This is a genomic window from Bacteroides sp. 1001136B_160425_E2 (assembly GCF_015559655.1).
In the GTDB taxonomy this organism is placed as follows: domain Bacteria; phylum Bacteroidota; class Bacteroidia; order Bacteroidales; family Bacteroidaceae; genus Bacteroides; species Bacteroides luhongzhouii.
In genome coordinates this window covers 293,694-320,206 of record NZ_JADMQH010000002.1, presented here as the reverse complement: position 1 = coordinate 320,206, position 26,513 = coordinate 293,694, and the positions used below count along the sequence as shown (strand labels likewise).

At 44.3% G+C, this 26,513-nt stretch carries 19 protein-coding genes; 7 read left to right on the top strand and 12 right to left on the bottom strand.

The annotated features are described in order from the left end of the window. The first annotated feature begins 10 nt into the window (after positions 1–10). The 6 genes from I2I04_RS03150 (at position 11) to I2I04_RS03125 (ending at position 7,463) form a co-directional block, all read left to right on the top strand. Positions 11–1,501 (top strand): RagB/SusD family nutrient uptake outer membrane protein, encoded by a 1,491-nt coding sequence (locus tag I2I04_RS03150; RefSeq protein ID WP_143257362.1) that lies wholly within the window; start codon positions 11–13, stop codon positions 1,499–1,501. Between the two features lie 19 nt (positions 1,502–1,520). Beyond that, positions 1,521–3,092 (top strand): IPT/TIG domain-containing protein, encoded by a 1,572-nt coding sequence (locus I2I04_RS03145; RefSeq protein ID WP_195654268.1) that lies wholly within the window; start codon positions 1,521–1,523, stop codon positions 3,090–3,092. A gap of 12 nt (positions 3,093–3,104) precedes the next feature. Further along, the gene (locus I2I04_RS03140) at positions 3,105–4,571 is read left to right on the top strand and encodes an IPT/TIG domain-containing protein (RefSeq protein ID WP_195654267.1); all 1,467 of its coding nucleotides are present in this window, start codon (positions 3,105–3,107) and stop codon (positions 4,569–4,571) included. Positions 4,572–5,001: 430 nt separating this feature from the next. After that, positions 5,002–5,988: a Gfo/Idh/MocA family protein gene (locus I2I04_RS03135; RefSeq protein ID WP_143257359.1), complete on the top strand. Its 987-nt coding sequence runs from the start codon at positions 5,002–5,004 to the stop codon at positions 5,986–5,988. A 155-nt stretch (positions 5,989–6,143) separates the two neighbouring features. Further along, the gene (locus I2I04_RS03130) at positions 6,144–6,614 is read left to right on the top strand and encodes a nucleoside deaminase (RefSeq protein ID WP_004325615.1); all 471 of its coding nucleotides are present in this window, start codon (positions 6,144–6,146) and stop codon (positions 6,612–6,614) included. Positions 6,615–6,653: 39 nt separating this feature from the next. Continuing rightward, a complete protein-coding gene (locus I2I04_RS03125; protein ID WP_195654266.1) occupies positions 6,654–7,463 on the top strand; it encodes a fimbrillin family protein in 810 nt (269 codons plus the stop codon). 121 nt (positions 7,464–7,584) lie between these two features. Here I2I04_RS03125 and I2I04_RS03120 read toward each other — a convergent pair whose 3' ends face one another. Further along, positions 7,585–9,180, bottom strand: coding sequence for a hypothetical protein (locus I2I04_RS03120; RefSeq protein ID WP_195654265.1), 1,596 nt, complete (start codon positions 9,178–9,180; stop codon positions 7,585–7,587). A 25-nt stretch (positions 9,181–9,205) separates the two neighbouring features. After that, positions 9,206–10,537 (bottom strand): hypothetical protein, encoded by a 1,332-nt coding sequence (locus I2I04_RS03115; protein WP_195654264.1) that lies wholly within the window; start codon positions 10,535–10,537, stop codon positions 9,206–9,208. Between the two features lie 152 nt (positions 10,538–10,689). Between I2I04_RS03115 and prmA the strand changes: the two genes are divergently transcribed. Continuing rightward, the gene (prmA, locus tag I2I04_RS03110) at positions 10,690–11,538 is read left to right on the top strand and encodes a 50S ribosomal protein L11 methyltransferase (protein ID WP_143257355.1); all 849 of its coding nucleotides are present in this window, start codon (positions 10,690–10,692) and stop codon (positions 11,536–11,538) included. Between the two features lie 134 nt (positions 11,539–11,672). Here prmA and I2I04_RS03105 read toward each other — a convergent pair whose 3' ends face one another. The 10 genes from I2I04_RS03105 to I2I04_RS03060 form a co-directional block, all read right to left on the bottom strand. After that, positions 11,673–12,179: a flavodoxin gene (locus I2I04_RS03105; protein WP_004314967.1), complete on the bottom strand. Its 507-nt coding sequence runs from the start codon at positions 12,177–12,179 to the stop codon at positions 11,673–11,675. Positions 12,180–12,191: 12 nt separating this feature from the next. Continuing rightward, positions 12,192–14,228: a thiamine pyrophosphate-dependent enzyme gene (locus I2I04_RS03100; protein WP_008774897.1), complete on the bottom strand. Its 2,037-nt coding sequence runs from the start codon at positions 14,226–14,228 to the stop codon at positions 12,192–12,194. 37 nt (positions 14,229–14,265) lie between these two features. Further along, a complete protein-coding gene (locus I2I04_RS03095) occupies positions 14,266–15,663 on the bottom strand; it encodes a 2-oxo acid dehydrogenase subunit E2 (protein WP_143257354.1) in 1,398 nt (465 codons plus the stop codon). A 109-nt stretch (positions 15,664–15,772) separates the two neighbouring features. Then, a complete protein-coding gene (locus I2I04_RS03090; RefSeq protein ID WP_195654263.1) occupies positions 15,773–16,495 on the bottom strand; it encodes a biotin/lipoate A/B protein ligase family protein in 723 nt (240 codons plus the stop codon). 19 nt (positions 16,496–16,514) lie between these two features. After that, positions 16,515–17,858: a dihydrolipoyl dehydrogenase gene (lpdA, locus tag I2I04_RS03085; protein WP_143257352.1), complete on the bottom strand. Its 1,344-nt coding sequence runs from the start codon at positions 17,856–17,858 to the stop codon at positions 16,515–16,517. Positions 17,859–17,934: 76 nt separating this feature from the next. Continuing rightward, the gene (locus I2I04_RS03080; RefSeq protein ID WP_195654262.1) at positions 17,935–18,831 is read right to left on the bottom strand and encodes a glycoside hydrolase family 25 protein; all 897 of its coding nucleotides are present in this window, start codon (positions 18,829–18,831) and stop codon (positions 17,935–17,937) included. A gap of 157 nt (positions 18,832–18,988) precedes the next feature. Next, positions 18,989–20,635 carry a diphosphate--fructose-6-phosphate 1-phosphotransferase gene (locus I2I04_RS03075; protein ID WP_143257350.1) on the bottom strand — a complete coding sequence of 549 codons (1,647 nt, stop codon included), beginning with the start codon at positions 20,633–20,635 and terminating at the stop codon, positions 18,989–18,991. A gap of 206 nt (positions 20,636–20,841) precedes the next feature. After that, positions 20,842–22,221 carry an efflux transporter outer membrane subunit gene (locus tag I2I04_RS03070; RefSeq protein WP_143257349.1) on the bottom strand — a complete coding sequence of 460 codons (1,380 nt, stop codon included), beginning with the start codon at positions 22,219–22,221 and terminating at the stop codon, positions 20,842–20,844. Then, entirely contained in the window at positions 22,221–25,325 is a 3,105-nt protein-coding gene (locus tag I2I04_RS03065) for an efflux RND transporter permease subunit (protein ID WP_143257348.1), read from the bottom strand. Before I2I04_RS03065 ends, I2I04_RS03070 begins: the two co-directional genes overlap by 1 nt. 3 nt (positions 25,326–25,328) lie before the next feature. Continuing rightward, positions 25,329–26,501 carry an efflux RND transporter periplasmic adaptor subunit gene (locus I2I04_RS03060; RefSeq protein WP_195654261.1) on the bottom strand — a complete coding sequence of 391 codons (1,173 nt, stop codon included), beginning with the start codon at positions 26,499–26,501 and terminating at the stop codon, positions 25,329–25,331. Positions 26,502–26,513: the final 12 nt, after the last annotated feature.

Genomic DNA, 26,513 nt, shown 5'->3' with positions numbered 1-26,513 from the left:
ACGTACAGTAATGAAACTAAAACATATATTTACCGCCAGTCTGTCCGCTTGTGTATTGGGTCTTTCTTCCTGCGACCTCAACATTACACCGGACTCCTATATCCCCGACGGTTCATTCTACAAGAATGAAGCCGAAATGAATACTGCCGTCATCGGTTGCTACGGAGGAATGCAGGCTCCATTGAATATCGAATGGACACTGACCGAACTGCGTGCCGACAATACGCGTATGAACAGCAACAGTTCGACCAACGATGCGTTCCTGCAACAACAGGCGCTGGACCTCGGTACCATGGATGCCAGCAATGCCAACATACGTACTTACTGGGAAGCCACTTACAGCAATATCAACAGTTGCAATAACGTATTGGCTCCCGAGAATCTGGCTGTCGTAACCAACGAGAAGAAACGGGCACAATTTGAAGGAGAAGTACGTTTCATCCGTGCATACCATTACTTCAACCTCGTACGTCTTTTCGGCCCTACCTTCATTGTTACGGAGGAATTGAGTGTGGCCGAAGCCATGAAAAAAGATCGTAGCAGCGTGGAAGCGACTTACAAGCAGATTATCGACGACCTTCAAAGATCCGTTGACAACTTGGAAGGAATTACATACAACATAGCAGACTTGGGACGGGTGACGCAGGCAGCGGCTCAATCCCTGCTGGCCAAAGTTTACCTGACTCTTGGGAAATATACGGAAGCCAAGAGCTTGCTCAAAGCTGTGGTGGATGTAAAAGGAGATCAGTTGACGGTTAGTTATTCCGATGTATTCGATATTTCCAAAGAAATGAACGATGAGATTATCTTTGCCATCCGCTATAAATCCGGTAGTCTGGGTATCGGCTCGCCTTTTGCCAATACTTTTGCTCCTACCAAGAGCGGCGCCAATGTAGTGACGGGTGACGGTGACGGACGTAACTATCCGACAACAGAAGTTCTCGGAATTTATCCGGAAGGTGATTTGCGTAAGGAGGCCAGCGTGACCGACCATTATATCGATCCGAGCAAGAAAGACCCGGTGGTCATTTCAGATCAATCGGCTTATATCAAGAAGTTCGTTTCTCCCGTGAGCGTACGTTATGATGGAGAAAACGACTGGCCTGTCATTCGTCATGCCGATGTGCTGCTTATGTATGCCGAAGTGTTGAACGAAACAGATGGCCCCGCCACCGGACTTCCTTATCTCAACGAAGTGCGCCGCCGTGCCGGACTGGCTGCCATAGCTGCTTCTGAAGTGCCTGTGAGATATGCTTTCCGCGAAAAACTGGAAAAAGAACGCCGTCTGGAACTGGCATTCGAGAACCAACGTTGGTTCGACCTCCTGCGTTGGGGCAAAGCAGTGGAAGTAGTCAACAAGCAAATCACCGAAACGGAAGGTTTCTATGACAAATATGCTTTCACTGTGAATAAGATTGCCGACTGGCAACTACTGCTTCCTATCCCGCAAAGCGTGATAGACAATAATCCGAGCGTAGTTACCCAGAATCCCAATTACTAATCTTTAAAACGAAAACAGCATGAAAAATAAACTTCATTACTTCATCCTCCTTTTCGTACTTGCGGCACTGACGGGCTGCAACGAAAAGTTGAGTATTGAAACTGAAATACAAGGTGCACCGGAAATCAGTGAGTTTACCCCAACCAGCGGAAAAGCCGGTACGGAGATTACGGTGAAAGGTAGTAATCTGCGCGATATCGTTTCTGCAACCATCGGTGGTGTAGAAAGCCAGATACTTTATAAACTGTCACAACAGGAAATCGTGATTGTTGTGCCACGTGAAGGAACAAAAAGCGGAAAAATCGTGCTTGCCACTTCCCGCAAGGACGATGCCGGCGAAAGCACCCGCACAGAAAGTGCGCAATCATTCTCCGTCACCTATCCTACTCCACATGTGACTGACTTCCCGAAAGGTGGAAGAGTAGGAAACAACGTCGAGATTTTGGGAGCTGACCTTGACATTATCTCAAAGGTCTTTATGGGCGACGAAGAGGGAGAGATCATTTATCAGAGTGAAAAAGAGATCGCGGTAAAAGTGCCGTTTATTATTGATGACGAGGCAACTGTATCATTAAAGTATACCAACCAGACAGGAGGCGAATCTGAAATTAAAGGAGAGTCCGGTGACTTTATTGTAGAAAAGGATGAACCGGAAATAGAGAAGATAGATCAGGAAAGTCTAATGGAAAGAAGCCTGCTCACATTGGGCGGCAAAAACCTCAACCTGATTGAGTATATCTATTTCGGAGAAGAAAAGTATGCACCGGTCAGCCAGGATGGAAGTACCATTGTTTTCAGAGTACCCACTTTGCCGGAGACACGCACCGTGAAGATTAAAGTGACCTATTATAGAGAAACGAAGGAAATTATCTTATCCGACGCTTGCGAGGTGATTCGCATGAAGAACTTGTTCAGTGCCAATCAGGCAATAGGAACGCGTAACAGCAAGTATGGTTATGGCAGTATGCTCAACGGTAATTCTGCGGACGGCAATCCGATATGCACTCCTTGTGTACTGAAAGAGGAAGAGAATTTTGATAAGATAGACTTCGCCGGATATGTGAACAGCGGACTCGACTTTGCACTCAATTCACCGGATGCGATACTTAATCCTGATCCGGCCAACACCAAAAACAACTTGAAGAATTACTGGTGCGGAACAGCGGCTGTGCCTAATGCGGAGAACTTCACGATATTTGCTCCTTTCACGGCAGTGCAAACAAGGTTCTATGTTCTGAATCCTACCACTCATGCCGCGCTTATCGAACAAATCAGAGCAGGCAGAGATCAACTGGAAATCACTCCGTCACTCTTTACCAGTCTGAATATAACCAAGAGTTCTGCACGTACGCGCAAGCCGAATGACAAAGACTCGTCGGGTAAGCCCAAAGAACCGGAAGGTTTCGTAAGCGAACAGGTATTTGATAAAGGCAGTGTAGTCGTATTCTACAATAACCACAAGGATAAATATGGTATTCTTGATATTCTGGATGTATTCGTAGATTACAGTCAGACCAACAACATCAATAACGGCGACAAGAATAATCAAGGTATCGCCTACATTACATTCGATGTTTACTATCAACGCTAAAAAAGAAAGAACATGAAAAAAAGAAATTATACATTAACCATCGCATTGACGGCAGCCTTGTGCTGCCTGATATGCCTGCTGAACGGATGCACCCGCGATAATGATATTAATATTCCGCAAACGTCTGTCAACACCATGGAGGCAACAACCGTGCAACCGGGAGAAACCATCACTCTGACGGGTGACAATATGCATCTCATATCTAAAGTTTACTTTGGTGATGTTACTACGTTAGATATCAAAACGCCGCAGGCAGATCGTGACCATCAATCGCTCACGGTTTACGTACCTACGGAAGTGTTCGAAGAGACAAATGTTATTTCTCTCGCTGTGCTTTACAACTCCGTTCATCGTCTCGTTGTATGTGAGGAACTGACTGTTTATATTGCTCCTGTCATCCCTACCACTTCCACGACCTTATCAGGTGAGGTAAAACCAGGAGATGTAATCACTATCACAGGAACGAACCTGAATATCATCAAGGCTATTCAAGCCAATGGAGAGTCTGTTACGATTGACAATAAGAAGGCTACCAAAATCACTTTCAAAGCACCGGAAGTAGATGCCGATACCGAATTTACGATCACGCTTGTGTATGATAATTCGCTTGGAAACGATCAGACATTGATAGTGCCGGGCAAATTTACGGTGAAAGAAGTTGTTCCCGGTGGTAGTGTGGCAAGTGACAGCCGGGAAGTGGAAACGGGAAAAGATGTCACGATTGAAGGGACTAACCTGAATGTAGTCAGCACGGTTCGCCTGACAAAAGCAGGAGGTGTCTCGTCCGACATAGTCATAACCAATCCCGGAGCGACAGGTTTTACCTTCAAAGCACCGGAAGTGGATGCCGACACCGAATTTACAGTGACTCTGATTTATGGTAAAAGCGATAAGGAGACAGCCTCTATTGGTACGGTGAAAGTGAAGAAAGCCACGGTAGTACTTACTTATCTTTATTGGGAGAATATAACATTAGGAGCTCCGGCCACTGAATGTGCTCTTTTCGACGCTTCTGCAGGACGCACAATCACACCTTGCGACTTGTTTGATAATCAAGCAAATGTAGACTTTGCCATGGATGCTACTAGCAGCGCAGCAGCACGCCTGCTCAATCCGGCCAACATCAACGATAATTTCATGAAGGCACAAATATGTGGTGATTCACCCCTATCCAGTGATGGCAAGGATTATTCCACTGTACGCACTTCGCTGAAAACTCAATTCAAGTTACTGGATTCAAAAAAGGAAACTGAAAACACGTTGATTCAGAAAGTATTGAATGGCGAAATTACAGATATAAAGAAAGATATTGGCAGCCTCAATCCTTCAACGAGCACTCCTACTGTAACCGAAAATGATGTTCTTGTCTTTAAAAACACGAACAAAAATAAAATGGGTATTATAAGGATAAAGAGTATTACTCTTGGAGAAAAGAAGGAGCTCAATACTATCACAATGGATGTGTATTACGAGAAATAAACTCCCAAAGACTTGACTTTCGCTTTCGAATGTCGTATCTTTACAGAGTTAATGATAAAGTAGTTTCAATTAAACTGCACACAAAGGAGGGAGTCGCAATTCCCTCCTTTCTTTTTATCCATCCGGAGAAAACCTCTCCCCGCCCCGGCTTTCTTTTCGCTTTGCCTGGTGGTTACGGCTCTTCAGCCGGAGGATCAGCAGTGTTCACCTTGCTTCTTACCGAAATGAAGTATATATCCGCCTCAAACAGACGTTATGTTTGCCTGAAACAGAGCCTCTGTTCCGGTAAAACGGAGCTTCTATTGAAACAAAGCATAATGTCTGTTTTCCCACTGTCCCTGCTAAGTTAATAATCAATAAAGTTGCTCTTGACAAAAAATAGCTTTATCTTTGGGGGTTGTTAGAACAGACACAATAGGTATATTATATTATGAATGAAAAGATTATCAAATGGGGTTTCATTGGCTGCGGAGAAGTAACTAAAACGAAAAGCGGTCCCGCTTTCCAGAAAGTAGAACATTCGGAAGTCGTAGCCGTGATGAGTCGTGACGGCGCGAAAGCGAAAGCGTATGCCAAAGAGAGAGGAATCAAAAAATGGTATGACGATGCACAGGAGTTGATAGATGATCCGGAAGTAAACGCTGTCTATATCGCCACTCCTCCTTCTTCACACGCTACGTATGCCATTATGTCCATGAAAGCGGGCAAACCGGCCTATATTGAGAAGCCAATGGCGGTGACGTATGAAGAATGTACCCGAATCAACCGCATATCCAATGAAACGGGAGTTCCCTGTTTCGTAGCATACTATCGCCGTTATCTTCCCTATTTCCAGAAAGTAAAAGAATTAGTAGAGAACGGGACGATCGGCAACGTTATCAATGTACAGATTCGTTTTGCCCAGCCACCACGCGATCTGGATTACAATCGCGATAATCTTCCCTGGCGTGTGCAGGCTGACATTGCCGGAGGTGGCTACTTCTACGACCTTGCTCCGCATCAGATTGATTTGTTGCAGGATATGTTCGGTTGCATCCTCGAAGCAAGCGGTTACAAGAGTAATCGCGGCGGACTTTATCCTGCCGAAGATACATTAAGCGCCTGTTTCCAATTTGACAACGGATTGGTGGGTAGTGGTTCCTGGTGCTTCGTAGCCCACGATTCTGCCCGCGAAGACCGCATAGAGATTATCGGTGACAAAGGAATGATTTGCTTCTCTGTCTTTACTTACGAACCTATCGGACTGCATACCGAAAAAGGACGGGAAGAAATCTGCATCGGTAACCCGGAACATGTACAACAGCCTCTTATCCAAGCAGTAGTAGATCACTTATTGGGTAAATCGGTTTGCTCTTGCGACGGTGAAAGCGCAACGTTGACTAACTGGGTAATGGACAAGATCTTGGGTAAGCTATAACCCTAAATAAAGCAAAAATAAGTTCCTCCTTTTTCCGGATTCTACCGGTATTGTAAAAAAATTAATAGGGACATTCCATTGTATATTGTTAGTTTTTTCTATCTTTGTAGAAAGAAGCAAAGAGAAAATGAAACTAACAATATATTTTTTGTGCCATGACTAAAGAAGCTTTAATGAGAAAAGCGATTGAGCTTTCTAAAGAGAATGTTGAAAATGGTGGAGGTCCTTTCGGTGCTGTGATTGCCACGAAAGACGGAGAAATAGTTGCAACAGGAGTTAACCGTGTCACTGCATCTTGTGATCCTACGGCTCACGCCGAGGTAAGCGCCATACGTGCCGCAGCTGCCAAACTCGGAACATTTGATCTTAGCGGATACGAAATCTATACTTCCTGCGAACCTTGCCCCATGTGCTTGGGTGCTATTTATTGGGCACGCCTGGATAAGATGTACTATGGAAACAACAAGACCGATGCCAAGAACATCGGCTTCGACGACTCTTTTATCTATGACGAACTGCAACTGAAACCTGAAGACAGAAAGCTGCCTTCCGAAATCCTACTACATAATGAAGCCCTTACTGCCTTCAAAGCCTGGGTGGCCAAAGAAGACAGAATAGAATATTAGAAAACCTCTCACTATTATTAACCTATTAATTACTCTCAAATGAAAAGAAAAAGCCTTTTATTTGTTATGGCATCAGTATGCCTGTTCAGTTGTCAACAGCAAGAAGAACTGCAAGATCCCAGTAAAGGAGTGATCGACTTTTCCACTTCTATTGACCAAAGTATCAACAATGCTCTTACCCGCAACAGCAGTAGTCTGACACTTCCGTTAAAGAGCAATTTCACTGCCGGAGATGTCATCTCCATGTCCGTTGCCGAGCAGGATTATCATCCGTTTGCCATAGGCATGGATAGCCAGACCTGGAACGAAGCAGGCACCGATTCGGAAACGGTTACTTTCTATGCTCATTACCCTGAATTGACCGGCGAAGCTGCTACTACCAGATCATTGAGCAGCCGCTATCGTGAAATCAAGGGTGGCTTAGAATATTTGTTCGGTACAGCCCAAGCCAACAAAGGTTCTAAGAATGTTGCTCTTACATTCAAGAGAATGACAACGCCCGTCGTTCTGCTTGACGAGAACAACCAGCCGTACGAAGGTAAAGCAATCGTTAAACTTTTCTTGAAGAACAAAGGTGTGCAAGACCTGTTCAGCGGCAAAATCGAAGCTGACCCCAATGCAAAACCGGAATACATTGATATCCGGAAAGTATCTGAAGGTATCTTGACTAACTTGATTCCGCAGATCATCAAAGCCGGCGAGAAAATAGGAACGGTTATCCTTGAAGACGGTAAAGAAGAACCTATCATTGCAGAGGAGGACATTACCATAGAAGCCGGAACTCCTGTAGCAGTAAAAATGTACGCAAGACGCGGAATCATTGACGAACGAACTCCACTATTCAGATAAGACTAAAGAATAAAAAGTGATACTAATAAAAATCCCCGGAACCGCTGTAGACACTCAGCATTCCAGGGATTTTTTACACACAAAAGTTATTATTGAAATTGAAAACTGTCTCTTTATTAGATTAGAAGCGCATACCTAAAGTAAGAACCACTTTATGGTTGTTGTTCGTCACTTTCGTTCCAGGTAAATCTAAACTATCAAAAGCATAGAATGTTTCTTTATAAGTATTATACATATATGCCATGTCTACATAGAAACTTTCACCACGATAGCCACAACCCAATGTATAATTATTAGTAGCACCCGGATTAGAGAACTCCGTATCAGTACGCATTGAATTTACAGGAAGATACTTAAAAGCATCTGATTTCAAAGGAGCAGTAATATGATTATATCCTAAACGGAATGCAAATTCCGGTGCTAACTTAAATTCAGCTCCAACACGAAGTGTATGAACTGCCTTCATCATTGCTTTAATGTCTGCAGTCTGTCCCAATTCATATCCGTCCGGATCTTTCATTTTAGCTGAAGTGCGATCTGAATATTCATACTCAACTCCCAATGCAACAGAAGAACCAATGGTATATCCCATACTTGCATTAAACTTCCACGGAGTAATTAATTTATATTCATATTCTCCTTCAGTATCATTTCCACGAACATCATAAGGTTTAGTAATGCCACGAGTATCCTCATTCAAATCAAAATTAATATAAGCAGTATTCCGCTCCTTTAAACTAAAAAAAGTCGGAGTATGTACAGCAGCACCAATACGGAATGAAGATGACTCAAAAGGACGAAGAATAAAACCAAGTTTAAAATCAACTCCACTACCATCTACCCAAAAGTCATTTCCTAATGTATATCCTCCATGACCATTTCCGTTCTTATCAGTAAAGTCTTCATTATATTCACTAGTCCTGTCATAGTTTACACTATAAAGTCCTAATGTTGCTCCAACATAAAAACGATCATAAAAATTCAGCGCACCATTCAAATCAAAAGAATGGATACCTCCACTTTCTTTCGAACGATAAGACTGACTCACAGCATCTCCTGCCTGAAAATAGGGTTCATATCCCTCAAAAGGAGGATCTGCATCCGGATTCTCCGGATCTACTTTCCCATAAACAGGATTCACTAAATGTGCATTATATCCCATAATACCCAACCAAGGCAATTCAGGATTCTGAAAAGCATCATCGCTCCTCAAAGATGCTACCGTGAATGGATCAAAGTCTCCGTATGAATCAAAGTTTACCATATTAGCCATCTGAACTGTTTGAGAGGTATTGAACACTCCGCTCATCAGCATACTTCTATTGAATGATTTCATTTTGCGATAATTGAAACCAAAGTTGGCAAATCTCAAAGCAGTTGTATTTCCTATTTTTGTAGAAAATACAAATCCGGCATTATCGAATGATCCATGGAACTTGTCAAGACTCGCTCCATTAGCTTTTGTTCCTGTATTATCAAAGCCAAATGACACCATAACATCATTGCTACGATAAATCCCGATACCGGCAGGATTAGTTCCCATAGTGGTTATATCTCCACCTAAAGCTCCCATGGCACCACCCATACCTACAAAGCGGGCAGTTCCATTCAAATCACTTCCCATCCATCGATTTGCATCATAGATAGTTGTTTGGGCATTTAGAAATCCTACACTTATCAAAAGAATACAAATCGCTAATATTCTATTACTTTTCATAATCAATCTCTTTTGAAATTATAAACTATCTTCTATAGCTACCACCAGAACTACGTGAAGATCCACCACTGCTACTACGTGAAGAACCGCCACTGCTGCCAGAACTACGAGAATAACTACCGCTACTACCTGATGAATAGCTACTTCCACTACTTCTTGAATAACTACCTGAATTAGAAGAGCGGGATGATGATCTGTCAGGCGTATAACTTCTTGATGGAGAAGTGGAACTTCCACGTGAATAGCTACTACTGCTACGGCTACTATTTGTTCCGGAACTTCGCGTCGAACTATTACTTCTATTGTAAGAGGAACCAGAATTGCGTGTACTAGTACCAGAAGTACGTGTACTGCTTGGACGTGTATACGTTTCTGTATTTCTACGAGAGTATGAACTTCCTGAACGAACAGAGCTATTGCTACCGCTACGAGTATAATCGCGAGTACCTACAACTCTGCTATTTGTACCTGTACTACCTGAACGGCGAACACTTTGTCCAACAGAAGAATTAGCAGGTCTGGTAGTTGATGAACCGACACCTCTTCTGTAAGAAGTAGAATTATAATTTCTCGAACCAGAATAATAGGAACGATTATTACCATTAATCACACTACGTCCGGCATAATAAGGTCTTCCACCTCCGCCCCAGCCCCAGCTAGGACCACCATGCCAGTGGTGATGATGTCCCCAATATCCGCCGCCATACCAGCCACCCCAGTAGCCGCCGCCCCAATAACCGGGGTAATATCCCCAAGAGTAATAAGGACGATTCCATCCCCAGCCATAGTTCCATCCCCAGCCGTAAGAGCCATAACGCCAATCCCACCAGAGTGGATTACTGAACGTCGGGAATGCGTAAGCATACATACCATCGGTATATACGTTCCAATCCCATGAATTCGGACCGTAAACTACATCCCAGTACAACGGACTGCTGATACTGATAGCAAAACGCGGATTACGGAAACGGATGATACGTTCAGCATATTCATAGTCGTCTTCCGTACCATTGAATTCGCCCGTCACCCATTCTCCGTCCAAATCCGGATTAGATTTTTCTTTTATATATAAGGTATCATTATCCATTACGAATTCATTTTCACGTGCATCGTAACGGCGGTTATATTCATCCACATCCCGTGTTCTTCCCTTACGGTCCTGAACCACTACTGTAGTACCCGGTGAAGTATAGATGTTAGTCGTCACCTGTTTCTTCGGTTCCTTCTTAACCGGAGTTTCTTTCTTCTCCTGTTTGTCTTTGGAAGGCACGAAGTAAAGGTCGTCATCAACGCTTTGCGCAAAGATACCTATCGGAAGGCACAAGGCAAATAGCAAGAAATAAACAATCTTTTTCATATCATCTCGGTTTATGTAATTACTTAAACTTATTCACGTTACAAAGATAAGGAAGAGATTTTTCGTCCGGGGGAGATTTTCCCCAAAGGATAATAGGGAAATCCCTATTTCTAACTATCTTTGCACATTATTCACCAGAATTAAAAACAACTATGAAGTATTTTGAGTTCACATTCCGCACCCAGCCTTGTACCGAAACCGTCAATGATGTACTGGCTGCCATACTGGGTGAAGTCGGATTTGAAAGTTTTGTTGAATGTGAAGGCGGACTGGCCGCATATATCCAACAGACATTGTGTGATGAAAACGCCATCAAGATTGCCATCGCCGAGTTCCCCCTACCCGATACGGATATTACTTATACATACACCGAAGCGGAAGATAAGGACTGGAATGAAGAATGGGAAAAGAATTTCTTCCAACCCATCATTATCGGAAACCGATGTGTGATCCACAGCACTTTCCACCAAGATGTCCCCAAAGCGGAATATGATATCGTCATCAATCCTCAAATGGCCTTCGGAACAGGACACCACGAGACTACCAGCCTCATCATTGAAGAATTGTTAGACAGCGAACTGAAAGATAAATCCCTGCTCGATATGGGCTGCGGAACTTCGATTCTTGCCATCCTCGCACGTATGCGGGGCGCACGTCCCTGTACAGCCATCGACATTGATGAATGGTGCGTACGAAACTCCATCGAAAACATCGAATTGAACCACGTAGACGATATTACCGTTTCAGAAGGAGATGCTTCGTCCCTTATTGGGAAAGGACCGTTCGACGTTATTATTGCCAATATCAACCGGAATATATTACTAAATGACATGAAGCAATATGTTGCCTGCATGCATACAGATTCCGAACTCTATATGAGTGGATTTTATGTAGACGATATTGCTGCCATCCGCGAAGAAGCGGAGAAGAACGGACTGACTTTCGTTCATTATAAAGAGAAGAATCGCTGGGCAGAGGTGAAGTTTATTTATAAAGGATAAGAGTCGGCAGAAGCCTTCTGATTGATGTGGAAAATAGTGACGGTATACGCGTGGGATAGTGACGCTATCCATAGCATATACCGTCACTATTTGTATCGGATAGCGTCACTATCTTATAAAGAGAAACAAAGCTGTTACGCAAACTCTTTTTTGACCTGTTGGCACCATGCTTTGATTTTCTTTTCCGCCTGTTCGGACTGATTATCCAAATCGACAACCAACCCGCACCACTGCTCGCCACGTAAAGCCTTGGAACGTTCGAAAGTGTAACCCTCGGAAGAAGTAAAACCGACCAAGGTAGCCTCATCCCCTTCAAAGACTTCTGCCAGCAAACCGATTCCATCTGCAAAATTTTCCGGATAGCGTATCTGATCTCCCAAACCAAAGATAGCAACCTTCTTACCTTTCAATTTCATTGTCCGGAGTTCCGGCAACAGTTCGTCCCAATAAGTAGGAAGTTCTCCGTCAAACCAAGTGGAAGCACCCACAATGAAGCAGTCATAAGCAGCAAAATCATTTTGCCAAGCCTGCTCGATAGGCACTACTTCTATCTTGTCTTCACCAAACTCTTTCTGTATTTTCTCTGCCACCCAACTCGTTCTTTCGGCTTTGGTAGCATAAAACAAACCTATCTTTTTCATAATTCTTCTCTTTTAATATTCCAATAATTTCCGTGCAGCTTCGTATATCTTAGCTTCGTCCGGCAAAATTTCTTTTTCCAGTATCGGATTGAAACCCACGGGAGTAAACGTAGAACCGACACGCTGTACCGGTCCGTCGAGATAACGGAACATTTCCTCACCAATCATTGCTGCAAGCTCTGCACCGAAACCGGAGAATACTTTATCTTCATGTACAACCAATGCTTTGCTGGTCTTCTTGACCGATTCAAAGATTGCCTCTTTATCCAGCGGAATCAGAGAACGAATATCGATCACTTCTACTTTCCAACCACCCTCTTTCTCCAATCGTTCGGCAGCATGCAGACAGAAATGGGTCGTATTTCCATAGGTGATAATACTCAAATCCGTACCCTCACGACGGATACGTGCTTTTCCGAAAGGTACTTCAAAGTCTTCCGGCACCACAGTGGCGGCTTCTACCGAATTATACAGTGCTTTCGGTTCAAGAAACAAAGTAAATCCCTTAGAGCGCATACTAGTCCGCAACAATCCGGCTGCATCATCAGCAAAAGAAGGGCAGACAATTCGTGCTCCCGGCAATGTAGTCAAAGCTCCTTCTATATTTTGAGAGTGATACAACCCTCCACCGATATAACCTCCGGAAGCCAACCGTAGCGTTATATTCGGGGCAAACTTACCATTGCTTCGCCAATACTCATGCGTACATTCTACATATTGTTCTACGGCAGGCCAGAAATAATCGGCAAACTCCGCTCCCTCTATCACGACATGGATTTTAGGATCAAAGCGGCTCATTCCATTGGCAGTGCCTACAATATAATCTTCGGCAATCGGCGCACTGAACACACGGGCTTCTCCGAATTCCTGCTGCATCCCTTTGGTGACATTAAACACACCGCCTTTCTCTCTATTTGCTACGTCCTGTCCCCAGATGAACGTATCGGGATTGTAGCGGAATTCGGCTTTCAATGTCTCGTTAATGGCATTTACCAGGAAAGTCTTTTCGCCCTCTGCTTCATGAGTACCTTCTTTGTATTTCTGTGGTTGATAAGGTTCGGGCATCACAAAATCGTAGATGCTCTTAGGATCAGGATCTGGAGCAGCCAACGCTTTTCGGTTGGCGGCCGACAGTTCTTTCTTTGCGTCAGCTTCGATCTGTTGCAATTCCTCTTCCGTCAGGCGTTTGTAGCGTAACAACATCCGGCGGAATTTCATCAGCGGATCGGCATCTTTTACGTATTCCAGTTCGTTCTCATCCCGATACAGGGTATGTTTATCCGAGTTGGAATGAGAACCGATACGAACACAGTTGGCCTGCACAATCACCGGATTACGGGTTTCCCTTGCATATTCGTGAGCTTCAGTCATGGCATTCATCGAATCGAATACATCTTTTCCATTACAATAAATGATCTTCAGGTTCTTGAAACCAGAGAAGTTCTCAGCTACTTTGCGGTTGGCTGTCTGTTCCGATTTAGGAACAGAGATACCATATCCATTATCCTGTATCACAAAAATGACAGGAAGACGTTCAAGGCTGGCGCCATTGATAGCTTCATATACAAATCCTTCGGAAGTGGCAGATTCTCCGTGAGAAGTGATAGCGACTCCTTTGTGTCCATAATATACCATCGCTCTGGCTACACCGGCCGCATGAAGGTCATGCGTTCCCGTAGCAGAAGAAATGTTCTCGATATGCCATTCAGGTTTGGCGAAATGGTTTGACATGTGACGTCCGCCGCTGCCCGGATCTGTCGCTTTCGAGATACCATTCAAGATGATTTCTTCCGGGGTCATTCCGGCAGAAAGTACAGTCAGCATATCGCGGTAGTAAGGGAACAGGAAGTCTTCGCCCAAAGTGAACACCTGACCGATGGCCAGCTGAATACCATCATGCCCCGCGTAAGGAGCATGATAAGACCAACCCAAGGATTGCAGCAGGTAAGACGGTGCTTTTTCATCCAAAGCACGCCCCAATGTCATCAGATGATACCACTTTTTCAGGGTTTCTACATCCGTCGTTTTTATATCATATTTCTTTTTCATAATGAATGAAGTTCTTAATGAGTGAAACAATCAGTTATCAGCCTTGCCAGTTTTCGAGGTAGTCGGCTATAAAGTGGAGGAAGTTACCTCCTAACATTCCGTCTACTACCCGATGGTCGTAAGACAAAGACAGATACATCTTATGGCGGATGGCAATCGTATCGCCTTCCGGTGTTTCTATCACAGCAGGTTTCTTCTCGATATACCCTACTCCCAAAATAGCAACCTGCGGCTGATTAATTATCGGTGTACCAAACAGGCTCTTGAACGTTCCGAAATTGGTAATGGTAAATGTACCGCCGTCAATATCTTCCGGCATTAATTTATTATCCCTCGCTTTCAGGGCTAAAGAGTCAATGGCAACTGCCAGACCATTCAGATTCAAATGGTCGGCGTCATGCACCACAGGCACAATCAGATTTCCATCATTCAGAGAGACAGCAATACCTACATTGATATGTTTCTTAAAGAGGATATTATATCCATCTACTGACACATTCACTTGAGGATAAGCTGCCAATGCTTTCGCTACGGCCTCGGTTATCACAGGCATATAAGTCAACTTCACTCCTTCGCGACGGAAGAAAGCGTCTTTGTTCTTTTCGCGCCAACGCACCAGTTTGGTGACGTCCACTTCTACCACATTGGTTACATGAGGAGATACCTTCTTAGACATAACCATGTGATCGGCAATAATCCGGCGGACACGATCCATCTCTTTCACTTCAACTCCAGGCATGGCAACAGGAGCAGATGGTTTGGATGAAGTGACAGCCGACTGTGCAGCAGGGGCAGAGGTAGCCGGAGACGTTTTCGGAGTTACCGGTTCGGGAGCAACAGCAACCGATGGTTTGCTTGCAGCCGGAGCAGCAATGGCAGAGACCGGCTTCGGTTCAGCAATATCACCTCTTTTCTTCTTTTCAATATAGTCTTTTATATCTTTCTTACTCAATCGCCCTTCATAGCCCGTACCTTGTATAGCATCCAACTCTTCTTTCGGAATCTTAGCTTCCCGCGCCAACTGAATCACAACAGGAGAATACCAACGTTCTTCCTCAACAGCAACGGGGTTCGATGTATCAACAGGGGTTGATGCAGTATTCACTGATTGATTCTTAGCAGCAACCTGACCGGCATCGGCTCCTTCGCTTGCAACACCTCCACTTGCCGGCTCTGTACCGGATGCTTCTTCGCCATCCAAATCAATAATGGCGACTACTGTTCCTACAGCTACCGTGTCACCTTCCTTATATAAAATCTCCACCACCTTTCCTGCTACAGGAGAAGGGATTTCCGCACTTACTTTAGCAGTATTCACTTCAAAAAGCACATCGTCTTCCTGAATCATGTCACCCACCTTTACAGACCAAGAGACAATAGTCCCTTCGGTTATACTCTCGCCCAACTTGGGCATTTTTATTTCGAATTTTGACATAGACAGTAAATTTATTATTCAACCTTAGATATATAACAACAATGGGCTGAAATAGAAAGTTTTAAGTTAAGTAAATTTTAACCGGATGGCAATCGGTACAGTCCAAGCATCAACGACTATATATCCACTCTTTCTGAATATATTTCTCTTCCCGGAGCTGATTGACGGCCTCTATCTCTTCCCTGGTGAAAGCACTGACGGATTGCGACTTACTGAAATACTGAAAAGCCTTTTCTTTGAAATCAGTGACAGTCCCCGCCAACAAATGCCTGCGGATATTAGTTACCTCACTCCGAACGGAAGGGACAGCGTATACAGACGACAACATTTCATCATCGACCATCGGTTCCGGATTTAATGCTTGACGCAACGCTGTAAGGTCCGTATCGTACAATAACGTACAATGATACAATACTCGGTCTTTATGTACGCATTGCGCGCTTCCCGATATTTTCAATCCATTCAGATAAATCCCCAATCGTTCGCCTTCTTTTGCCATCAGCCCCATAGAATTCAAGAAACCCAACGTCCGCTGCAAATACGTGACGAACTCCGGCAAGCGGGGAGCCGTTTCTATAAAAGTCAGATTGACATTGCCCAAATCATGGTACACTGCTCCCCCACCGGAAAAACGACGGGCAATATATACCCGCTCCCGTTCCGCCCATTCCTGATCGACTTCCGCCTGTAACCGCTGATGCTTCCCTATTACCACACAAGGAGTGTCCTGCCAAAGCATGAAAATATCTTCATTTCCCTGCTTCAACAGATATTCTTCCGCAGCCAAGTGAAAGTAAATATCAGTAAACGGACTATAGATGCATCGAATCATAGGTCAGGCAGAATAAGAGTTAAAACATTATCTCATGATAAATCTCTCCAACCGTAGGATGCGGGAATACAGTCTTTTGGAATTCTTCCACTGTGTAGCCTCTCTGAATAGCAATACCTGCGATCACTATGAGTTCCGACGCCGGATTTCCCAATATGTGGCAACCAATGATCTTCCCTTCTTCATCCTGAATCAGCTTACAAAGTCCGTTTCCCTGCTCATTCTCGGCTACGAACCGGCCGGAATAAGCCATCGGTAATTTGGATACACGGTAAGAAAGTCCTGATTTTATCAGTTCTTCTTCTGTCTTTCCCACTCCTGCCACCTCGGGATTGGTATAAACAACTCCCGGAACACAATCATAATTCATCCGGTCTTCCAGTCCCAAGATATGATTGACAGCGACTTCCGCTTCACGAATAGCGGTATGTGCCAATAAAGAATAACCTGTAATATCCCCACAAGCATATACGCGGGGGTGCGAAGTCAACAAGTGTTCGTCTACTTTGACCCCATTCCGATGCAATTCTATATTCAGCTTGTCCAGCCCCACTTTGGATAGATTTGCCTTACGCCCCACACTAAGCAAGATCTTTTCCGCTTCAATAGTGGAAGTCTTGCCTTCTTTTTCTATCACGACTCCATAAGCGTTCACTTCCACTACTTTCGTATTCAAATAGAAAATGACTCCCCGTTTGGCATATTCGGCACGAAGCATACCGCTCGTTTCCTTATCCATCGCTCCCAAAATTTCCGGCATCATTTCTACCACATGCACCTTTACTCCCATGCTGTTGAAGAAAGAAGCAAATTCCATCCCGATCACTCCACCGCCAATAATGACCAGCGTCTTGGGAAGTTCCTTTATCTCCAACGCCTCCTTGGAAGTCCAATAACTGACTCCAGACAACCCCGGTATGGGAGGAATCACTGTATCAGAACCGGTACATACCAACAAATATTTTACGGAATAGGTTTCTCCGTCACAAGTGATGCGGATCATCCCCTCTTTCTCTCCCTCTATAAAAGCTTCTTTCTCCACGATCGTCACTCCGTAAGAATTCACAGTCATCTTCACGCCACCCGTCAACATTTTCACTGTTTTGTCTTTACGGCTCATGATTTTGGATAAATCGAACGAAGGAGATTCGGCAGAAACGCCATATTTGGAAGCACTTTTGATGCTATCCAGTATTTTAGCAGAATATAACAAAGTTTTAGTAGGAATACACCCCTCATTGAGACACACTCCACCCATTGCCTTTTTCTCAAAAAGAACGGCTTTTAATCCGTTGGCCCCTGCCCTTTCGGCAGCTGTGTACCCGGCAGGACCACCACCAATAATAGCTATATCAAAGTTCATAATCGTATCTTTTTTAGTAATAATACGATTATAACAAATGAGAGAAGAGATAAGTTGTTGGGAAAAGAAATACCTGCTACTTAATTGTCAGCTTTTTAAGTTCCTCTAACGAGCCATTGAACACGTTCAGGTCAACGTCTTCTTTAATGCCGGGAACACTCCCAACATCAGTGTGTTGCCAAAAGTCCCATTTCCCCTGATACCTTACAGAGTCAACATAATAATGGGCAATCCAGTAAGGATATGCATTGAAGATGGAATCGTCCAGATAACGGGTTTTAAATTTATAAGAAGTATAAAGAATAGGTTTCACTCCATAATGAGATTCCACCCGGTCCAGCCAGCGTTTAATGCCTTGCTGCAATTCTTTTTTTTCCTTTCGTCCGGTCACTTCCACATCAAGTACGGGAGGTAAATCACCGGAAGCCAGTTTCACCGTACGAATAAAGAAATCCGCCTGTTTCAAAGCATCCGTACCAGGGATATAAAAATGATAAGCGCCACGGATAAATCCATGGTTACGGGCATTGGCGAAATTCGCCTCAAAGGTAGTATCGTTATGGTCTCCTCCTTCTGTTGCCTTCATAAAGACAAAATGCAAAGGAGTAGCCGTCTCTTTATTCTGCAACAGTTTTTTCCAATCAATCTTTCCCTGGTAGTGAGAAATATCAATACCATGAATATCATATCCGTCAGGGATACAAACTCCGTATTCCTTTAAACCATGACAAGGTTTCCATCGATAAGCATAAGGACGGATAAAGAAATAGTAGAATACAACGGAAAAACAACCGATAATCACCACTGCCAAAATGTTACGAATCCAGACAGGCATCACAGTTCGATGCTTCATCTGATCCTTTTTTGAGGTACGGGAAGTTTTGGAAGAAGAAGTCGTTCCCTTTTTCTTTGTAGTGGAAACTATTCTTTTCTTCTGTACGGCAGACATCGGGTTGTTATTGCGTGGCGGCATTTACTTCAAACGATCAATGTTTTAGAGATAGGCACGAATTACACGGAATACATGGTTAAAAGAAATAGAATACTAAAAACCGTGTTCATCCGCATAATCCGTGCCTGAAAGAACGCTTCATGGCAACTGTTGCATCAACAACTGCTCTGAAGTGTATTTATTTAGCTTGTTCCAGCTGCAAAGTCTTAGTTGCCTGGTCGCAAACTTCTGTAGGACCGAAGTACTGGATCGGACCCGGATATACATAATCCGTTTCGATAGCCCAACGATCACGTTGCGCAGCAAATGCCTTGAAAGGAGCCCCATCCAGTTTCACCAATGCTTTCTGGATAACCGGTTTCATTTCACCGTGACGACGTTCCATGTTCATCATCATAGTGATAGGCACACCACCTGCGATCCATTCGGCGGCAGGAGCAGTTGTGTTGCGTACAGAAGACATATAACCAGTCTTGCCGTTAGCAATCAACATAGAAGCTGTGTAACCCAGAGAGTAGCAATAGTCAGCGTCAAAATTTGACGGAGCAGCACAACGTCCTTCGTAACCGAAGAAGTGGTGTTGAGCAGCAAACTTGCCAACGTATTTGCCTGCTTCTTTCCATGCAGCCAACTTAGTAGCTACCATTTCAGACAACAGTTTTTCAGTTTCGATCAATGATACCTGAACGTTTCCGTGCGGGTCACGATCCAAAGTCAACTGACGGGCAACACCTTCCGGCAGACTTGCGTAAATAGCTGAGTTTTCCGGAGAAAGTTTGCGGATGATATAATCACGTTGGTGAGATTTCTTAATCTGACCGAATTCTTCAGCATTAGCTGCCAGGAAGTCGTTCAATTCTGCAATCAGACGTTTCATGGCAGGAATAAATTCTACCAATCCTTCCGGAATCAATACAGTACCGAAGTTGTTTCCCTGTGCGGCACGGTCAGCTACCACTTTAGCAATCGATGTTACTACATCGTCCAAAGACATATCTTTAGCTTCTACTTCTTCAGAAACGATACATACGTTAGGCTGTACCTGCAAAGCACATTCCAGTGCGATGTGAGAAGCCGAACGTCCCATCAACTTGATGAAGTGCCAGTATTTACGTGCAGAATTACAGTCACGTTGGATGTTACCGATTACTTCCGCATAAGTCTTACATGCTGTATCGAAACCGAAAGAAGTTTCAATCATATCATTCTTCAAGTCACCGTCGATTGTTTTCGGGCAACCGATCACCTGTACACCATACTTCTTAGCAGCATAGTATTCAGCCAATACACAAGCGTTTGTGTTAGAGTCGTCACCACCAATGATAACCAATGCTTTGATACCAAGTTCTTTGATGATTTCATATCCCTTTTCGAACTGGCTTTCTGCTTCCAGCTTTGTACGTCCGGAACCGATGATATCGAAACCACCCGTGTTGCGGTATTCGTCGATAATATCAGCAGTCAGTTCCATATAGTTGTGATCTACCAGACCACCAGGACCCAGGATAAAACCATATAATTTGTTTTCCGGGTTCAATTTCTTGATACCGTCAAACAAACCGGAGATTACATTGTGTCCGCCCGGAGCCTGACCACCGGAAAGAATTACACCTACGTTCATAGCGGGAAGAGCAACAGCTTCACCAGCTTCGAATGTAATCAACGGCATTCCATACGTGTTCGGGAATAATGCTTTGATAGCTTCCTGATCGGCAACAGATTGAGTAGCAGCACCTGCTACAGCCTTAACAGCTCCTGATGCCAATGCTTTCGGAAGTTTGGGCTGGTAAGCAGCCCTTGCGATTTGCAATGCACTTTTAGTCATTTTCTTTAATTTTTTATTTAAAGGTGTTAGTAAGTTTCTTGTCAAACTTGAAAAGCGTTGCAAATTTCGCACTTTTTTCCGAATTATGAAAATTCTTCTGTTGTTGTTTTTAAGACAAAAAGAAGAAGAAAGAAAAATTAAGGCTACCTCCCGGTATGGGAGATAGCCTTTACGTTTTCTTCAATGAGTGAATCGATATGATAATTCTAGGGATTTTGTTCCCAGCCTCCACCAAGAGCCTTATAGAGTTGAACTACCGCAATCAACTCGTCACGGATAGCATTACTCAACCCAATCTGTGCATCAAAATATCCACGTTGGGCATCCAATACGTCCAGATAATTAATAACTCCATTGATGTATTGCAGTTGTGCCAGGTCCATGTAGCTCTTGGCCGAACGTTCCAGATTGGCACGAAGTTCGTACACTTCCTTGATCTTGTTGAAGTTGACAATCGCATTACGTGTTTCCTTGAAAGCTTCCAATACGGCTTTTTCATAACTATGTACTTCAGCCTCATAAGCTGCCTTTTTTGCTTTCAATGCCGCACGGTTCTTTCCCCAGCCAAAGATCGGAGTCAGCAAAGCTCCTTCCATCACTGCATAAGGAGATTTCAGGAGTTCCGACAAAGAGGTGCTTTCACTACCGAAACCACCTGTCAGGGCAAGACGCGGGAACATATTTGTATAAGCCACTCCCACTTTTGCATTGGCAGCAATCAATTTCTGCTCTGCCTGACGGATGTCGGGACGGCGTTCCAACAATGTAGACGGCAATCCAACAGGAAGCGTTTCCGGAGAGTTGAATTCCTGAAGCAAACGGGAACGGGCTATCTTATTAGGATATTCACCGGCAAGATAGGCAATATCGTTTTCTTTCAGGGAAATTTTACGCTCCAGGTCAGGAACCAGAGTTGCCGTACGCGCCAACTCCACTTGTGCCTGTCGATAAGAAGTCTCGGAGGTCAATCCGCCGGCAAACCGGATACGTGCCAGCCGTACTCCTTCTTCACGGGCTTTCAACGTCTGTTTTACAATGTCAAGCTCTGTATCCAGAGCTACCAGTTCATAGTAAGCCTGTGCTACTTCAGCAATAATCGTCATCCGCAATGCACGTTGCGCCTCGATAGATTGCAGATATTCGGCAATACTGGCCGAACGTGCCCAACGCAGATTTCCCCAAAGATCAAGTTCCCATGAAACAAGGAATTGTGCTTCAAAAGTGTCTGATCTCTTGAAAGCGTCGCCTCCATGATTCTCGAGTTCACGTTCTGCTGTTACTTTTCCTTTGATATCCGGAAGTAACGCAGCTGTGGAAATACGTTTCTGTGCAGCCATTTCTTTCACACGGGCAGCAGCAATCAGCATATCCTTGTTGTGATCCAGTGCACGTTCTATCAAGCTTCTCAATGTGGCATCCGTATAAATATCCCTCCAGTCCTGGTCGCCGAAGCTGATCGAGTCCTGCGCTCTTTCCAAGCTGTCGGGCAAATGAAGATCAGGACGGACATAGCTTTTCCCTACTTTGCAGGAAGTTAAGATTCCGGCAAGTAACAGGATAGCAATATATAGTTTCTTTCGTTTCATTATTTCTTATGTTTTAAAATTTTCGACTTTGTTTTATACACCATCACAAAGAAGAACGGCACAAGAATGATACCGAATACAATGGCAAATATCATTCCGAAAAATACACCTGTACCGATTGCCTGCCGGCTTGCCGACCCCGGACCGCTTGCCAATACCATCGGAAGCATACCGAGTACGAATGCGAGAGAGGTCATCAGAATCGGACGGAAACGCAATTTGGCTGCGTAGATAGCCGACTGCACCAGGTCTTCACCTTTATCTACCTGTACTTTTGCGAACTCTACAATCAAAATCGCGTTCTTGGCGGCAAGTCCCACCAGCATTACCAGACCAATCTGGAAATAGACGTCGTTCTCCAATCCGCAAACCCAGACTCCTAAATAGGCTCCCAAAGCGGCAACAGGTAAAGAGAGCAATACGGCAATAGGCACTGTCCAACTTTCGTATTGCGCAGCAAGAAAGAGGAATACGAACAGAAATACCAATGCCATCACCATACCTGTCTGACCTCCCGCCTGTTTCTCCTGATAAGAAAGACCACTCCATTCAAGACCGATATTATCGGGAAGATGGTCACGGGCTATCTGTTCCATGATTTCCATCGCCTGCCCGGAACTATATCCCTGTGCAGCTGCTCCACGAATAACGGCTGTAGTAAACATATTGAAACGTTTAATACTTCCCGGTCCTGTGGTATATGAAGCATTTCCTAAAGAAGTCAACGGTACCATCGCTCCATTGGAGGCTTTCACGAAAAACAGATTGATATTGTCTTTGTGTTCCCGGTAAGGAGCTTCTGCCTGAATGTAAACCTTATATATACGGTTGAACATATTAAAGTCGTTCACATACACCGAACCGGTATAAGCCTTCATGGTAGAGAACACATCAGCCAGTGGCACACCCAGCATCTTCACTTTGTCACGGTCTACATCGAAATAGAGTTGTGGTATTTCCGACTGCAAGGAAGATGACAGTCCAGCCAACTCTTTGCGTTTGGATGCGTAGTACATTAATGTATCTGCCGCGTCTACCAAATTATCGAAAGTGGCTTCTCCACGAGCTTCCAATTGCATTTCAAAACCTCCCGAGCTACCCAGTCCCGGAATAACCGGAGGAGTGGACAGATAGACTTTACATTCGGGATATTCCCTCAAATGTTTTTCCACCGTATCCATAATCTTCTCAATAGTGGTGTTCTTCCGCTCTTCCCAAGGTTTCAGGATCACCGTCAGTTCAGCACGTCCCTGATTACTTCCGACACGCGGACTACTTCCCGTTACGTTCTGTATATATTCAATATATGGATTCTTTTCCAAATAAGCAATGGCACGTTCTGTTACGATACGGGTACGTTCCAAAGTAGCTCCTTCCGGCAGTTCCAATTCAATCTTGAAATATCCCTGGTCTTCCACAGGCAAGAAACTGGTCGGAATAATACGATGAATCAGCATAATAGCAATCAATACCATACCAAAAGCACTCATAACCCGGCGAGGATGTTTAATCGTACGAGTCACGGCAGCTACATATTTATTGCTACCGATGCCCAGCCATTCATTAATCTTTCGGAAAACAATATTCTTTTTCTTTCCGTTATCCGGCTTCAGAATCAATGAACACATCACCGGGCTCAATGTCAGAGCCACTACCGTAGAAATAAGTACGGACACCACAATCGTCACCGTAAACTGGCGATACAATTGCCCCGTAATACCACTTAAAAAACTAACCGGAACGAACACCGCCGCCAATACCAATGATGTGGCAATCAAAGCACTAGCAAGTCCGTTCATCGCTTTCTTCGTTGCTTCGTATGGGCTTAGATGCTCCGTTTCCATGATATGCTCTACGCCTTCCACTACCACAATCGCATCATCCACAACGATACCGATGGCAAGAATCAATCCTAGTAATGTCAGTATATTGAGCGAGAAACCGAAAATCAACATGAATCCGAAAGTACCGATCAATGAAATAGGCACCGCTACTACTGGTATCAACGTTGCGCGCCAGCTTTGCAAGGATAGATAAACCACCAATACAACCAATACCAACGCTTCAAACAACGTCTTATATACTTCATGAATAGATTCGGAAATATAGGTCGTCATATCGAACGGAATCTCATAGCTCAATCCTTCCGGAAAATTCTTGCTAATCTCATCCATAGCCTCTTTTACCCTCTCGGCTACTTCCATCGCATTTGCTCCCGGCAACATATAAATGCCAAGAACAGCGGCATTCTCACCGTTGATACCACTTTCCGTATTATAGGAAGAGGCCTCCAACGATACACGTGCCACGTCTTTCAACCGGATAATAGACCCGTTGGCATTGGCACGTACCACAATATCTTCAAACTGCCCTACGGTAGACAAACGTCCTTGAGTCGTAATAGGAATGGTAATATCCAGTCCCTGCACCGGTTGTTGCCCCAATACACCGGCTGCCGATTCACGGTTCTGATCCTTCAACGCATTCTGTAAATCCTGTACGGTCAGTCCAAAGTTTGCCAACTTATCGGGTTGCGCCCATATCTGCATCGCATAATAGCGGCTACCGATATTAGATACACGTCCAACTCCAGGAATACGGCGAATCACATCAAGCACATTGATAGTAGCAAAGTTGCTCAAGTAAATTTCGTCGAACTTCGGATCAGTAGAAGTCAAACAAAGCGTCATCAACTGACTGGGGGCCTGTTTTTCTACCGAAATACCATTCTGAATGACTTCCGCCGGCAGACGGGATTCCGCTAATTTCACACGGTTCTGAATCTCAACGGCTGCCAAATCCGGATCGGCAGATACGTCAAAAGTGACCGTTGCCGAAAAGCCTCCGGAGTTAGAACTGTTTGATTCCATATAAAGCATACCCGGCGTACCATTGATTTCCTGTTCAATCGGAGTGGCTACCGCCTGTGACACGGTAAGTGCGCTCGCACCCGGGTAGGATGCGCTGATCTTCACTACCGGAGGGGTAATCTGCGGATATTGATCCACCGGAAGCATTGTCAGGCCAATAATGCCGACAATCACAATTACGATGGAGATTACAGCCGAAAAGACCGGCCTATCTATAAAAAAAGTAACTTTCATCGTTTATTCTCCTTTTGCGTTATCACCAAAACGAACTTTCATGCCCGGAGTCAACTTATGGAATCCTTCTACAACCACCATTTCTCCTTCTGCCAGTCCTCTTTCTACCACCACATTATTCCCGACTTCCGGCCCTAACTCGATAAAACGTTTCTCTACCGTATTATCTTTGCGCATGGTATAAATATAAGCTCCCCCCTTTTCGATGGTTACGGCTTTCATCGGAACAACAAGTGCACCTTCGCGAACATCCAGTAATAATTTTACCTTTGTAAATTGTCCCGGCAACAATACTTGTTTCGGATTCGGCATTTCTGCACGTACAGAGAAAGTTCCGGTTTGAGGATCAACCTGCGGTTCGGCAAAATCCACATATCCTTTGAATGGATAGACGGTATTATCTGCCAATGTAATGGTAATATTCGGCTGCCAGGAACGGGTGGAATCCTGCTGTCCCAAATTAATGTTTCTTTCTTTACTCTTCAGATAATCGAGTGCTGTCATACTGAAATCCACCAACACTGTATCACTCTTCACAATAGTAGCAAGCAATGATTTTCCTCCGGGTCCTACTAACGTACCCAAGTCCACATTTCTTTCACTAATATGTCCCGATAAGGGCGACCGGACAATGGTATACCCCAATTCCAGTTCAGCCTGTGCCAAGTCCGCCTCACTCATGGCTACTGTTGCCTCGGCACTTTCATAAGCAGCTTCCGCATTATCCAAGTCCAACTGGCTTGCAGCGTTCTGTTCAAACAACGGACGGATACGCTTTAAATCACGTTCTGTTTTCAAAGCCTGCGCTTGGTCTTTTTTCAATTGCGCTCTGGCTTTATCTGCTTTGGCACGATACTGGTCCTGATTGATTACAAACAAAACCTGATTCTTATTGACATATGTACCTTCGGCAAAAAGCATATTTTCCAGATAGCCTTCCACACGGGCACGTACTTCGACAAACTGTTGAGCACGAATACGTCCCACATATTCCCCGTATATCTCTACGTCGTCTTTCACTACCGGTTCAACAATAACTGTCGGCATTTCCGGCGCAGCCTTCTGAGGGCGGGTCAACATCCAATACGCACCCAATACAACTACCACACATATAATAGCAGCAATGTTTCTCTTTCTCCTCAGTCTCAACTCATGTTTCGAAAAGAATAATCTCATATCGAATCTTAA

Bases quoted from the DNA above. Each gene is read 5' to 3' on its own strand.
- I2I04_RS03060 (WP_195654261.1), bottom strand. From the start codon at position 26,501: ATGAGATTATTCTTTTCGAAACATGAGTTGAGACTGAGGAGAAAGAGA.
- I2I04_RS03090 (WP_195654263.1), bottom strand. From the start codon at position 16,495: ATGATTCGATGCATCTATAGTCCGTTTACTGATATTTACTTTCACTTG.
- I2I04_RS03080 (WP_195654262.1), bottom strand. From the start codon at position 18,831: ATGCCGCCACGCAATAACAACCCGATGTCTGCCGTACAGAAGAAAAGA.
- I2I04_RS03100 (WP_008774897.1), bottom strand. From the start codon at position 14,228: ATGAAAAAGAAATATGATATAAAAACGACGGATGTAGAAACCCTGAAA.
- I2I04_RS03140 (WP_195654267.1), top strand. From the start codon at position 3,105: ATGAAAAAAAGAAATTATACATTAACCATCGCATTGACGGCAGCCTTG.
- I2I04_RS03075 (WP_143257350.1), bottom strand. From the start codon at position 20,635: ATGACTAAAAGTGCATTGCAAATCGCAAGGGCTGCTTACCAGCCCAAA.
- I2I04_RS03095 (WP_143257354.1), bottom strand. From the start codon at position 15,663: ATGTCAAAATTCGAAATAAAAATGCCCAAGTTGGGCGAGAGTATAACC.
- I2I04_RS03130 (WP_004325615.1), top strand. From the start codon at position 6,144: ATGACTAAAGAAGCTTTAATGAGAAAAGCGATTGAGCTTTCTAAAGAG.
- I2I04_RS03070 (WP_143257349.1), bottom strand. From the start codon at position 22,221: ATGAAACGAAAGAAACTATATATTGCTATCCTGTTACTTGCCGGAATC.
- I2I04_RS03150 (WP_143257362.1), top strand. From the start codon at position 11: ATGAAACTAAAACATATATTTACCGCCAGTCTGTCCGCTTGTGTATTG.
- I2I04_RS03145 (WP_195654268.1), top strand. From the start codon at position 1,521: ATGAAAAATAAACTTCATTACTTCATCCTCCTTTTCGTACTTGCGGCA.
- lpdA (WP_143257352.1), bottom strand. From the start codon at position 17,858: ATGAACTTTGATATAGCTATTATTGGTGGTGGTCCTGCCGGGTACACA.
- I2I04_RS03115 (WP_195654264.1), bottom strand. From the start codon at position 10,537: ATGAAAAAGATTGTTTATTTCTTGCTATTTGCCTTGTGCCTTCCGATA.
- I2I04_RS03125 (WP_195654266.1), top strand. From the start codon at position 6,654: ATGAAAAGAAAAAGCCTTTTATTTGTTATGGCATCAGTATGCCTGTTC.
- I2I04_RS03065 (WP_143257348.1), bottom strand. From the start codon at position 25,325: ATGAAAGTTACTTTTTTTATAGATAGGCCGGTCTTTTCGGCTGTAATC.
- I2I04_RS03120 (WP_195654265.1), bottom strand. From the start codon at position 9,180: ATGAAAAGTAATAGAATATTAGCGATTTGTATTCTTTTGATAAGTGTA.
- I2I04_RS03135 (WP_143257359.1), top strand. From the start codon at position 5,002: ATGAATGAAAAGATTATCAAATGGGGTTTCATTGGCTGCGGAGAAGTA.
- prmA (WP_143257355.1), top strand. From the start codon at position 10,690: ATGAAGTATTTTGAGTTCACATTCCGCACCCAGCCTTGTACCGAAACC.
- I2I04_RS03105 (WP_004314967.1), bottom strand. From the start codon at position 12,179: ATGAAAAAGATAGGTTTGTTTTATGCTACCAAAGCCGAAAGAACGAGT.